This is a genomic window from Arthrobacter sp. JDC6 (assembly GCF_056484025.1).
Genome location: NZ_CM151278.1, coordinates 3,541,384 through 3,553,491, shown reverse-complemented (window position 1 = coordinate 3,553,491; position 12,108 = coordinate 3,541,384). Strand labels below are relative to the sequence as shown.

Sequence of the window (12,108 nt, the reverse complement as noted above, 5' to 3'; positions counted from 1 at the left end):
CACCCAGAGAGACAACGCTGTCATGACTGAGAACAAGCTGATCATCGGCACGGCGCCGGACTCCTGGGGCGTCTGGTTCGCGGACGATCCGAAGCAGACCCCGTGGGAACGCTTCCTCGACGAAGTGGCCGAGTCCGGTTACAAGTGGATCGAACTTGGCCCGTACGGCTACCTTCCCACCGACCCGGCCCGCCTGGCGGAGGAACTCAAGCAGCGCGACCTGAAAGTCACCGCCGGCACCGTGTTCACCGCCTTCCACCGCGGCGTGGACCAGTGGGAGACCGCCTGGGAGCCAGCCCGCAAAGTGGCCGAACTCACCGCGGCAATGGGCGGCGGGCACATCGTGGTCATTCCGGCCATGTGGCGCGACGACGTCACCGGCGAGGCCGTGGAGAGCGGCACCTTGAGCGACAAGGCCTGGAGCGACCTGTTCGCAGGCCACAACCGCCTGGGCAAGACCCTGCTGGAGGACTTCGGCCTGAAGCAGCAGTTCCACTCCCACGCTGACTCCCACGTTGGCGCGCAGGAGGACATCGAAACGCTGCTGGGAGCTACCGATCCGCAGTACCTGAACCTCTGCCTGGACACCGGCCACGCGGAATACTGCGGTGCCTCCAGCCTGGAGCTCATCAAGAACTACCCGGACCGGATCGGCTACCTGCATTTGAAGCAGATCAATCCGGACATCCTTAGGCGAGTCAACGAGGAAAACATGACCTGGGCCGCGGCCAACCTGGCCGGCGTCATGACCGAACCGCCGAGCGGGCTGCCCGACCTCCGCGCCGTCATCGAGGCCGTGGAAGCCCTGAACCGGCCCATCTTCGGGATCGTGGAACAGGACATGTACCCGGTGGCCTTCGACGTCCCGATGCCGATCGCCAAGCGCACCCGCAACTACCTGCTGACCTGCGGCTCCCGCACCGCCGTCAACTGACCTCTTCCTGCTAACGCCAAAAGGACCAAACAATGACTGAAACCCTCCGCGTCGCCGTCATCGGCGCCGGCCGCATGGGCGCCGACCACATCCAGCGCCTCAACAAGCGGATCCATGGCGCCGAAGTGGCCGCCGTCGTCGACGTCGACCTCGCCCGCGCCGAGGCCGCCGTCGAAGACATCCCCGGCGCAGTCGCCCTGGCCGACGCTGACGAAGCCCTCAACAACGGCGACGTCAACGCCGTTCTCATCGCCACCCCGGGCTTCCTGCATCAGGACATCCTGCTCAAGGCCATCGCCAGGGACATTCCGATCCTCTGCGAAAAGCCGCTGACCCCGGACGCCGAATCCTCCTGGAAGATTGTCGAAGCCGAAGTGGCGCTGGGCCACCAGCGCATCCAGGTGGGCTTCATGCGCCGCTTCGACGCCGAATACGCAGCGCTCCGCTCCATCATCCGCAACCATGAGCTGGGCGAACTGCTGATGCTGCACCACCAGCACCGCAACCCCAACACCCCTGAGGGCTTCACCAACGAGATGCTCATCAATGACTCCGTGGTCCACGAATTCGACGCCATCCGGTTCTTCACCGGCGAGGAAATCACCAGCATCCAGGTCCGGCTGGGCAAGCCCACCCGCAATGCTCCCAACGGCCAGCACGACCCCCAGCACGTCCTGATCGAGACCGAGTCCGGCGTCCTGGCGGACGTCGAGATCTACGTCAACGCCAAATTCGGTTACGAGGTGGCCACCCAGGCCTCCTTCGAGGACGGCATCGTCAGCATCGGCGGCGACAAGGGTCCCTACACCCGCAGTTCCGGCCGCTGGGGCGGCAGCGTCACCCCAGGCTTCGAAGAGCGTTTCGGCGCCGCGTACGACGTCGAAATCCAGTCATGGGTGGACGCTGCACTGAGGGGCGAAATCGGTGGCCCCTCCGCCTGGGACGGGTACGCCACCGCGGCATGCTGCGAGGCAGGCGTCGAGGCGCAGAAGAACGGCGAAAAGGTCGCCGTGAAGCTGGCTGCGAAGCCCGACCTCTACAAGTAGGACAGGAGAAGGGGACGGAGGGGAAAACGACCATACAGCAGCCCGGCAACCACCAGCGCGCCCTGCGGACCGCCACGATCATCTCCACCTTTGGCGGCCTGCTGTTTGGCTACGACACCGGCGTAATCAACGGCGCGCTGCCCTATATGCAGCAGGATCTGGGCCTCACCCCGCTGACCGAGGGCCTGGTGACCTCGTCCCTGTTGTTCGGCGCCGCGTTTGGCGCCCTGTTCGGCGGCCGCCTGGCAGACCGCAACGGCAGGCGCGGGATGATCATGGTCCTGGCAGTCGTCTTCCTGCTGGGCACCCTGGGCTGCACCTTCGCGCCGAACACCGAAGTGTTAATCGCCGCGCGGTTTATCCTGGGGCTTGCCGTGGGCGGGGCATCCGTTACCGTTCCGGTCTACCTGGCCGAGATATCGCCGCGCGACCGGCGCGGCCGGATCGTCACCCAGAACGAACTCATGATCGTCACCGGGCAGTTGCTGGCCTTCATTTTCAACGCCTACCTGGGCAACTCCTTCGGCGAATCGCACGGTATCTGGCGCTGGATGCTGGTCATCGCCACCCTGCCGGCCATCGCGCTGTGGATCGGGATGAACGTCATGCCCGAGAGTCCACGCTGGCTGGCCTCCATCGGCAGCTTCGGCGAGACGCTCAGCGTGCTGCAGCGGATCCGGTTGCAGGAGGAAGCCCGCAGGGAGTTCGAGGAAGTCAAGGCCATGGCCGCGGAGGACTACAAGTCCAAAATGGGTTCATGGAAGGACCTGGGCATCCCGTGGCTCCGCAGGATCTTCGTGGTGGGCCTGGGCCTCGCGGTGATCCAGCAAGATCACCGGCCGAGTGGGAACCACGACGGCGCTGCTGCTCATCGGCCTCTTCTCCCTGATCCTGCCGGAATCGCCTTTGCCGCCAAATACGTGCCCGAGACCAAGGACAAAAGCCTGGAGGACCTGGAGCACTACTTCAAGAATGTGGCCGGCAGCAAGGCCGGGGCCGCCGCGGCGAAGGTTCCCTGACCGGACCAGCGCCCCGCTGCTCCTTGCAAAGCCCCTATGAGGATCCTCAAAGGGGCTCTGCTGTCCTATGCGCGCGCATGCAGCCCGGGCAGTGCGTCAACCAGCGGTGCGAGTTCCGGCATGGCCATCGCCTGGCCGAGGGCCCGCTCAAGCGTGGCATCGTGGACGGGCCGTGCTTCCTCAAGGAGGCTCAGGCCGGTGGGCGTCAGTTCCGTATAAATTCCACGGCGGTCGTCGTCGCACAGGATCCTGGTCAGGAGGCCGCGGTCCTCAAGCCGGTTCACCAGCCGGGTGGTGGCGCTGGGGCTGAGCGCCGTGGCACGCGCCAACTGCTGCATCCGCATGTGCCAGCCGTCCTGCCGGCTGAGGGCGTACAGCACTGTGTACTCCACCACGGAGAGCTTCGACTCTGCCTGGAGGGAGCGCTCCAGCTCGCCTTCGATCAGCCCATGCAGGGCCGCCAGGGTGCGCCAGCCCTGGGCGCGGACCTCGACGGCGTCGTCCTTGATGCCCATGGTTGCTCCTTTACGAATTGTCCCGGCGGGAGAGCCCTCCGGCAGCCGCGGGTAGAGATAGTTGCTTGCGCGGCATATTTGCATGTGCAACAATAAATACCGCGCCTGCAACTATCTTAGGCGCCTTCCACTTCACGGAACAACCACACGTACAGCTCAAAGGAGCATTCGCATGCCTGTTGGCCTGATAGCACTCGCCCTGGGCGGGTTTGGCATAGGACTCACGGAATTCGTCATCGCCGGCCTCCTCCCGCAGGTGGCAACCGACTTTGGCGTCACCGAAGCGGAGGCCGGCTGGTTCATCTCCGGCTACGCACTCTCCGTGGTGGTGGGCGCGCTGGGCCTGACGGCAGCCGTGACGCGATTCCAGCGCAAGCCCGTACTGGCCGCACTGCTGGTCCTGTTCATTGCCGGAAACCTGCTTTCCGCCACTGCTGACGGTTACTGGCCAATGATGCTGGGCCGCGTTGTTGCCGCCCTCTCGCACGGCGCCTTCTTTGGCATCGGGGCAGTGGTGGCGGCCGGCATGGTCCCGCCCAGCAAGAAGGCAGGCGCCATCGCGCTCATGTTCACGGGACTGACCGCGGCCAACGTCCTTGGCGTGCCGTTCGGGACGTTGCTGGGCCAGGCGGCCGGCTGGCGTGCCACCTTCTGGGCCATCACGGTCATTGGCGTGGCTGCGCTCGCCGGCATCCTGGCCCTGGTTCCCAAGCCGGCCCGTGAAGCGGGGCAGGCGGGAAGCCTCCGCTCCGAGCTTCGGGCCTTCCGCTCCGGCCAGGTGTGGCTTTCCATCCTGGTGACCATCCTCGGCTTCGGCGGCATGTTCGGCGCGTTCACCTACATTGCGTACACCCTCACCGAGGTGTCCGGATTTGCGGCCTCCACCGTGCCATGGCTGCTCATTGTCTTCGGGGCGGGCCTCTTCGCCGGGAACACCCTTGGCGGCAAAGCCGCAGACCGCAACGTGGACCGGACGCTCGTGGTGGTGCTCGCCGCGCTGGCCGTGGTCATGGTGGTGTTCGCTCTGACGGCCGCCAGCCCTGTCCTGGCGGTCATGTCGCTGGTCCTGATGGGCGGCTTCGGCTTCGCCACCGTGCCGGGCCTGCAAATGCGCGTGATGAAGTATGCCTCCGGGGCTCCCACCCTGGCCTCCGGCGCCAATATCGGTGCCTTCAATGTGGGCAACGCCCTGGGTGCCTGGCTGGGAGGGGTCACCATCACCGCCGGCCTCGGCTACACCTCACCCATCTGGGCGGGGGCCGTGATCACCGTTGCGGGCCTGGCCGTCATGGCGTTCGCCGCCGCCGCGGCCAAGCGGGAACGGCAGCTTGAAGGCCAGGTGCCGGTGCCTGTCGAGGAGCTGGCCAGCCGCTAGGCGGCGGGGTTCCTTAGGCACCGAACGGAAGCCGCGGGTCGATGTTTTGGGTCTCCCAGGTCTGACGCACCCAGCCATGGTGGGGATCGTCGCTGATCAGCCATTCCCGCACCGGGCCCGGACCTGCCATGACGTTGAGGTAGTAGAGGTCGTAGCCGGGCGCGGCCATCGCCGGGCCGTGCCAGCCGTAGGGGACCAGGACCACGTCGCCGGTGCGCACCTCGGCCGACACATCGATGGGCCGCTCATCGGAGGCGTAGACGCGCTGGTACCCGATGGCGTCGGCGTCGGGTGGTGCTGCGGAGCCGGACGCCACCTGGGTTTCGAAGTAGTAGATCTCTTCGAGCTGGGTCTCGCCGTCCTTTTCCTCGTCATGCTTGTGGGGAGGGTAGGAAGACCAGTTCCCTGCGGGGGTGAGGACCTCACAGACGATGAACCGGTCGGCCTCCAGCGCTGCCGGGGTGCCGAAGTTGTGGACCTGGCGCGAGCAGTTGCCGGCGCCGCGCAGTTCCACGGGGGTCTCCGCGGCATGGACCAGCCGGGTGGGGTAGGAGGCTTTCGCGGGGGCCGTGGCCACTGCCACCCTGCCGCCGTCGGCGGATTTGATCCTCACGGCGCGTCTGGCGCCGGAATAAAGGACGTCGCTGGGCCCGGAGAAGACCGAGGGCCGGCCCGCCAGGGGATAGTCGGTGCCGTCAACCGTCACGGTGAAGGCCCCGTTGAGGGGCACCACGATCCGTTCCTCGTCCGCGGCGGAGAGTTCGACGGCGGCACCGGCCGGCACCGTGGCCACCTTCAGGCCGGTGTGCGCCCAGCCGTCCACGGCGAGGGAGGAGTCGGAGGTTCCGATCGAAATGTCCCATTTGCCGTCAGCGGCGGTGCCCAGGGGGTAAACCCAGTTGGTCATGGAGTTGGCTCCTTGGATTATCGCTGTACGAGAGTCATTTCAAAACTGTAGGAATCGGCGCGGTACACGTGGTGGCCCGTTTCCACGCGCCGCCCGGTGTCGTCGACGGCAGTACGTTCCATGGTGACCAGCGCGGATCCCGGCGTCGTGTCCAGCATGGAGGCCTGGTAGTCGTTGGCATTGACGGCGCCGATGCGCTGGTTGGCCAGGCGGAAGTTGACCCCGCCGCGCCGGAGGATCGAATACAGACCTTCAGCGGCGAGCATGGCCTCATCCATTTCCGCGATGTCGTCCCGAACCCAGTTCTCCATGAGGGCCAGCGGATTGCCGCCTACCTTCCGGAGCCGGGTGAAGTGATAGACCTTTGAGCCTGCCGGAAGCTGCAGTGTTGCCCGGGTGGCGTCGTCGGCTTCAACGTGGGAGAAGCTCAGGACTTCGGTGGTGGGTTTCTTGCCGTCGTTGGTGAGGTCGTCGTAGAGGCTGGAAAGCTCGAGCGGACGGCGCACCTGGCTGGAGACCACCTGGGTTCCCACGCCGCGTTTACGTACCAGGAGTCCGGAGCGGACCAGCTCGTCCATGGCCTTGCGCATGGTGGGCCGGGACAGGTTGAGCTGGGCGGCCAGGTCGATTTCGTTCTCCAGCCGGCTTCCGGGTTCCAGCACCCCGCTGTAGATGGCCGCTTCGATGCCCTGGACCACCTGGTGGTACAGGGGCACGGGAGAAGAGCGGTCGATGCTGAGTCCCAGATTGTTCGCCACGGTGCGTTCCCTCATGTTCATGTCTGCGCGTCCGCCCGACCGGCGCCTGCGCCAGTGGCGCACTGCCACCATATGTTCGCTTGATAGGACATACTCTTCTTCCATGATCGTAACAGGCGCTACTCCCGGGTCAAGGGAGGCAGGCAGAAGCAGGCGGGGTGGCAGGCTTCCGGTCCCCGGGAGAATTTGAGAGGCAACAAGGTCCGGCCAGCGTTGCGTTGCGTGGCCTAGGCTGGCTCCATGATGTGGACTGGAAGGCGGCAGCCGTGAATTTCGCCGGAAGCCTTGGTCCCCGTCCCCGCAACCTCGAGGTCCAGGATCTGGCCAGCTTCGACCGCCTGGTGGCCGGCGGCGCAGTTAACCTGCATGGCTGGCACGCGCAGTCGCTGGACCTGCGGGGCCGGTCGGCCGCCCTGAAGAGCGTCACCGTCGAAGGTGCCATGTTCCTCGGCTGCCTGTTCGACGACGGCATGGAAGGCAACCTGCGCAGCCGCGGTGCCCTGATTTTTCCCCGGCTGGAAGGCGTCCCCTTCGACCCATACCGGGCATCGCTGTACTCCCCGGCTGAACTGTATGCCGGACTGGCATCGTCTCCCTACGAGGAACTGCCGGACGCCCGCATCTACCACTGGAGCATCCAGTCCGGCCAGCGGCGCCGCGTGGATGCGACCCTGGCCTCTGCCCTGCACGACCATGCCATCGGGGACGCGCTGGAAGAGCTGACGGGGTCGGCGGCCTGGACCCGCCGCTCCATCGTCGGGGTCATGGGCGGCCATGCAGCGCCGCGCGGCAGCCTGGAGTTCGCGGAGGCGGCACGGCTGGGCAGGCTCCTGGCCCTCCAGGGGTATTCGGTGGCTACCGGCGGCGGGCCCGGCGCCATGGAGGCGGCCAACCTGGGCGCTTACCTGAGCCAGGCGTCCGACGGCGACCTGGACGCAGCGCTAGGCACGCTTGCCGCGGTCCCCGGGTTCCGTCCCTCGGTGTCGGCGTGGGCACGCGCGGCGGCGGCCGTCGTCGAACGCCATCCGGGCGGGACTGCATCCCTGGGGATCCCCACCTGGTTCTACGGGCACGAACCGCCCAACTACTTTGCCACGCACATCGCCAAATACTTCGCCAACGCCATCCGGGAGGCCATCCTGCTGGAACTGTGCCACGGCGGAATCGTCTTCCTGCCCGGAGCAGCCGGGACCGTCCAGGAGATCTTCCAGGACGCCTGCGAAAACTACTATGGCGCCCGCGAGAAAGTGGCGCCCATGGTGCTGGTGGGGCGGCGCCACTGGGAGCAGGAGTACCCGGCCTGGCCCATGCTGCGCAGCCTGGCCGCCGGGCGGCCCATGGCGGACTACATTCACCTGGTGGATACGGTGGATCAGGCCGTGGAGGTCCTCCGGGGCTGAGCCCTATCCGACGGCCGTGCCGAAGAGCAGGCCCAGCAGGTAGGTGATGCCGGCGGCGCCGAGGCCGATGGCGAGCTGGCGCAGGCCGCGGGTCAGCGGGGAGGTGCCGGACAGCAGGCCGACGGCGGCACCGGTGGCCAGCAGGGCGATGCCCACCAGCACCCCGGCCACCACCAATGCGGCGACCCCGGTCAGGCCGAACAGGAACGGCAGGATGGGCACGATGGCGCCGGAGGCGAAGAAGCAGAAGCTGGACAGCGCCGCACCCCAGGCCGTCCCCACGGCCTCGTGCTGGTCCTCTTCCTCCGGCAGGTCCGGCTGCAGGGACAGGCTGGGGTCGCAGTCGCAGGACAGCAGCCCCATGCGCTCGGCCACCCGGTGTTCCGCCGCCTCGCGGGACATCCCGCGGGCCAGGTACACCAGGAGGAGTTCGTTGTGTTCAAGGTCCAGCTGGGGCGCGGCCGCCAGCGTGATCTGCGTGGGGCGGGTGGCCGCCAGCAGCTCGCGCTGGGAACGCACGGAGATGAATTCCCCGGCGCCCATGGACATGGCACCGGCCAGCAGCCCGGCGATGCCGCTCAGCAGCACCACGGTGCTGGCCACGCCGGACGCCGCCATGCCCATCACCAGGGAGAGGTTGCTGACCAGGCCGTCGTTCGCGCCGAAGACGGCTGCCCGGAACGTGCCGGCCAGGCGGTCGCGGCCGCGCGTTGCCAGGCCCCGCACCACTTCCTCATGGATCTGCTCATCGGCGGCCATGGCGGGAGTGGCGTTGGGGTCCTTGGCGTAGGGGGAGCGGCCCTCGGCGCGCTGGGCGAGGGCCAGCACAAACACCGAGCCAAAGTGCCGCGCCAGGAACCCCAGGAACCGGCTTCGCGCCGAGGCCCTCTTTGGTTTGCCCGCGTGCTCTCCCAGGAGGGCCAGCCAGTGGGCCTCGTGCCGGCCTTCGGCCTCGGCCAGGGCCAGGAGGATGTCCCGTTCCTCCCCCTCGCGGTTCTGGGCGAGGTCCCGGTAGACCGCTGCTTCCGCGCGCTCGTCCGCCAGGTATTGGCGCCACCGTTTGATGTTCGACGGCGAGGGCTGGCTTTGCGGGGTGCCGGCGGCCTCCGGGTGCGGGGTCCGGGAATTGGACCCGACGTTGTTGGACTGGGCGTGCTGCGACACTGGTAACTCCTGGGCTGGAAAGGGCATGATTATCGCGCCTTTGCCTTGCCAGCGTACTGCGTATTTCCGCGGTTTTTTGGCTGGCAAACCTCGCTGGGAAGTTTCGGGTTGCCTTAAAACCGGGGCCTATACCGCCCCCGTTGGCCACTCTTCCGGGCGCCGCCACGACTATTGACCCGTCCGCCCGGCGGGTGCTGTGATGAAGGTGTGGCGCAGCCTGCGCCCTACCCTAAAGAGCACGTCAGGCGAATAACGGAGGTTGAATCATGAGCACCACCGGACAGCACCCGGACATGCCGCACCTGGACGCCGTGGAAGCGGACCCCGCCTACGATTACGCCGAGGATGCGCCGGTAGACGATGCGGACGCGGAGGACGGGGTCCTTGATGAAGGGGAACCGGTGGTCCAGCCGCCACCGATAGTCATCGACGCCGAAGACCGCGAGGTCCCGCTGGATGACGACGAGCCCCGCGACACTGAGGGGTAGGGACCCAGGAGGGTAGGACTTACGACGGCGGCGCCTCCTTGCGCGTGAATGCGAAAGGAGGCGCCGCCGTCGTGCTTAATGCTTAGTCAAGTCAGCGGCCGGCGAGGACTTCCTCGGGCGCTTCTTCCGGCTCCTGGCCGGCAACACGAAGCTGCCAGGCACGCATGACGGCGGGGTCCGTGGGGCGGGTAAGCAGCGAAGCCGTGATGTAGACAACCGCGGAGGCGATCAGGCCGTAGTAGATGGGCTCGTTGGCGTATATCCCGTCCAGCGGGGCCTTGGCGTTCACTTCCAGGATGATCATGGTGCCGAGGGTGATGACCGAACCGACAGCCATGGACGCGGCGGCTGCCACGCCGGTGCCCCGCTTCCACACCAGGCCGCCCAGGATGGCCACCAGCAGGCCGCCCACCAGGATGTCGTAGGCAATGGTCAGGGCCGCTACCACGTCCTTGGTGATGATGGCGATGACGATGGCCACAATGCCCAGCGCCAGGACCCAGATGCGGTTGGCCTTGACGTCGTGCTCCGGGTTTTCGGTGTCGCCGGTGTTGACGTCCTTGCCGAACCAGCCGGCAACGAACGGCAGGACGTCGGCACGGGCAACGGTGGCGGCGGCGATGAGGGCGCCGGACGCGGTGGACATCATGGCAGCCACGGCGGCGGCCAGGACCAGTCCGCCGATGCCGACGGGGAGCAGGTTCTGGGCCACCTCGGCGTAGACGTCGTCCTTCGCCGCGATCTTGACGTTGGCCAGGGCCACGTTGGCGGCCATGCCGATCAGCGCACCGGCCACGCCGTAGAGGATGCAGTAGATGCCGGCGGTGGCGCCGCCCCAACGGGCCACCCTTGGGGTCTTGGCGGTGAACACGCGCTGCCAGATGTCCTGGCCGATCAGCAGGCCCAGGGTGTAGACGACGAAGTAGGTGATGATCGTCTGGACGCCGATGCCGTCCATCTGGAAGAAGCTGGCATCCACGCGGCTGCGGATCCCGTCGAGGCCGCCCGCGGCGTTCAGGGTGAAGGGGAGCATGAGGAAGAAGATGCCCACCGTCTTGATCACGAACTGGACCTGGTCCGCAAGGGTGATGGACCACATGCCGCCGATGGTGGAGTACACCAGGACGATCGCGCCGCCGATGGCGATGGCCAGCGCCCGGTCCAGGTTGAACAGCACGACGAAGATGGTGGCATAGGCGCCGGTTGACGTGGCGCAGAGCATCAACGTGTACGCGAGCATGACGATGCCGGAGGCTTGGGTGGCCTTGCTCCCGTAGCGGAGGGTGAGCATCTGGGACACGGTGTAGATCTTCAGTTTCTGGATGGTCCCGGCGAAGAGAAGGCTCAGCAGCAGGACGCCGGCGCCAATGGCCACCACCAGCCACATGCCGGAGATGCCGAACTTGTAGCCAAGGCCCACGCCGCCCACCGTGGACGCCCCGCCGAGGACGACGGCGGCCATGGTCCCGGTGTACAGGAACGGTCCCAGGCGACGGCCGGCAACGAGGAAGTCGCTGTTGTTCCTGGTGCGGGATTTGCCCCACCAGCCGAAGGCCAGCATTGCGAGCAGATACACCACCACGATGGCGATGTTGATGGCACTTGCATCCATAGTTGGCTCCTTGGAGCTGTGGGCCGGGTGTGGTGCCGGGGGCGACGGCGCCCGGCACCGCCGCGGACGAACGGAGAGGGGTTCCTGGTATTGCCTTATAGGCAACAGGAGTTTCCAAAGACTAGAGTGTGACGGTTGCAACAGTCAAGGATCGGAACGCCGGTGCCGCTCCCGTGTGGCATGCGCGTGTCACAAAAGCGCCGCAGATTAGTATGGCTCGAGAGTGGAGCCGGACTGCCGGCCATGAAAGGTTCGTAGATGAAGGCACTGCCAGTTGAGCCCAGTAACGTCCCTGTTGCCATCGGCTCAAGGATCCGGGCCGCCCGGCAGTCCCAGCGGCTCACCATCGAGCAGGTTGCCGATGCCACCGGCCTGACAAAGGGTTTCCTCAGCAGGGTGGAGCGGGACCTGACCTCACCGTCGGTGGCCTCACTGGTGACGCTCTGCCAGGTCCTGTCCATTTCCATTGGCGACCTTTTTGCGGCACCCGAGACCCACTTGACCAAGCGGAACGACGGCCCCCGGATTTCGCTCGGCGGCCAGGGCATCGTGGAGCGGCTCCTGACGGCGCGCTCGGAGCGCAGGGTCCAGATCATCCAAGCCGTGATCGAGCCGCACGGCCGCGGCGAGTCCGAGCTCTATGCGGTGGACTGCGACGTGGATGTGCTGCATGTGATCAAGGGGTCCATCAAGCTGATCCTCACCAACGAGGAATACGACCTGAGCACCGGCGACACCGTAACCTTTCCCGGCCGCGAACCCCATACCTGGGTCAACCCCACGGACAAGCCCGTAGAGGTGCTCTGGGTCCTGGTGCCTGCCGCCAGCCGCTGACTTGTCCTCGGGGTTCGGGGGTAGGTTTGGTAAACATCTGATGCTCTAGGGGAAAC

Annotated in this window: 12 protein-coding genes; 7 read left to right on the top strand and 5 right to left on the bottom strand. The window is 66.6% G+C overall.

Features of this window, described 5'->3' with window-relative positions; genetic code table 11:
• The first annotated feature begins 22 nt into the window (after positions 1 to 22).
• The 3 genes from ACV095_RS16440 to ACV095_RS16430 are packed head-to-tail and all read left to right on the top strand — an operon-like array spanning position 23 to position 2,999.
• Entirely contained in the window at positions 23 to 934 is a 912-nt protein-coding gene (locus tag ACV095_RS16440; protein ID WP_223993925.1) for a sugar phosphate isomerase/epimerase family protein, read from the top strand.
• A 32-nt stretch (positions 935 to 966) separates the two neighbouring features.
• Entirely contained in the window at positions 967 to 1,980 is a 1,014-nt protein-coding gene (locus ACV095_RS16435) for a Gfo/Idh/MocA family protein (protein WP_018769591.1), read from the top strand.
• On the top strand, positions 1,896 to 2,999 hold the full coding sequence (locus tag ACV095_RS16430; RefSeq protein WP_478222301.1) for an MFS transporter: 1,104 nt from the start codon (positions 1,896 to 1,898) through the stop codon (positions 2,997 to 2,999). Before ACV095_RS16435 ends, ACV095_RS16430 begins: the two co-directional genes overlap by 85 nt.
• A gap of 65 nt (positions 3,000 to 3,064) precedes the next feature.
• Here ACV095_RS16430 and ACV095_RS16425 read toward each other — a convergent pair whose 3' ends face one another.
• Positions 3,065 to 3,514 (bottom strand): MarR family winged helix-turn-helix transcriptional regulator, encoded by a 450-nt coding sequence (locus ACV095_RS16425; RefSeq protein WP_478222300.1) that lies wholly within the window; start codon positions 3,512 to 3,514, stop codon positions 3,065 to 3,067.
• Positions 3,515 to 3,686: 172 nt separating this feature from the next.
• Here ACV095_RS16425 and ACV095_RS16420 point away from each other — a divergent pair, with 172 nt between their 5' ends.
• Positions 3,687 to 4,889, top strand: a complete 1,203-nt coding sequence (locus ACV095_RS16420; protein WP_478222299.1) for an MFS transporter — start codon at positions 3,687 to 3,689, stop codon at positions 4,887 to 4,889.
• Between the two features lie 13 nt (positions 4,890 to 4,902).
• Here the strand turns inward: ACV095_RS16420 and iolB are convergent, their stop codons facing one another.
• A complete protein-coding gene (gene iolB, locus ACV095_RS16415) occupies positions 4,903 to 5,796 on the bottom strand; it encodes a 5-deoxy-glucuronate isomerase (RefSeq protein WP_478222298.1) in 894 nt (297 codons plus the stop codon).
• Between the two features lie 17 nt (positions 5,797 to 5,813).
• Positions 5,814 to 6,554, bottom strand: a complete 741-nt coding sequence (locus ACV095_RS16410) for a GntR family transcriptional regulator (RefSeq protein ID WP_056389192.1) — start codon at positions 6,552 to 6,554, stop codon at positions 5,814 to 5,816.
• Between the two features lie 266 nt (positions 6,555 to 6,820).
• Here ACV095_RS16410 and ACV095_RS16405 point away from each other — a divergent pair, with 266 nt between their 5' ends.
• Positions 6,821 to 7,954: an LOG family protein gene (locus ACV095_RS16405; RefSeq protein ID WP_134165621.1), complete on the top strand. Its 1,134-nt coding sequence runs from the start codon at positions 6,821 to 6,823 to the stop codon at positions 7,952 to 7,954.
• A gap of 3 nt (positions 7,955 to 7,957) precedes the next feature.
• On the opposite strand, the gene ACV095_RS16400 is transcribed toward ACV095_RS16405, so the two are convergent.
• On the bottom strand, positions 7,958 to 9,118 hold the full coding sequence (locus ACV095_RS16400) for a VIT1/CCC1 transporter family protein (RefSeq protein ID WP_478222297.1): 1,161 nt from the start codon (positions 9,116 to 9,118) through the stop codon (positions 7,958 to 7,960).
• Between the two features lie 266 nt (positions 9,119 to 9,384).
• Between ACV095_RS16400 and ACV095_RS16395 the strand changes: the two genes are divergently transcribed.
• Positions 9,385 to 9,606: a hypothetical protein gene (locus ACV095_RS16395; protein WP_018769599.1), complete on the top strand. Its 222-nt coding sequence runs from the start codon at positions 9,385 to 9,387 to the stop codon at positions 9,604 to 9,606.
• Between the two features lie 91 nt (positions 9,607 to 9,697).
• Here ACV095_RS16395 and ACV095_RS16390 read toward each other — a convergent pair whose 3' ends face one another.
• Complete coding sequence (locus ACV095_RS16390; protein WP_018769600.1) at positions 9,698 to 11,218, bottom strand: sodium:solute symporter family protein; 1,521 nt, start codon at positions 11,216 to 11,218, stop codon at positions 9,698 to 9,700.
• Between the two features lie 258 nt (positions 11,219 to 11,476).
• On the opposite strand from ACV095_RS16390, the gene ACV095_RS16385 reads away from it, so the two are divergent.
• Complete coding sequence (locus ACV095_RS16385) at positions 11,477 to 12,052, top strand: helix-turn-helix domain-containing protein (protein ID WP_018769601.1); 576 nt, start codon at positions 11,477 to 11,479, stop codon at positions 12,050 to 12,052.
• The last annotated feature ends 56 nt before the right edge of the window (positions 12,053 to 12,108 follow it).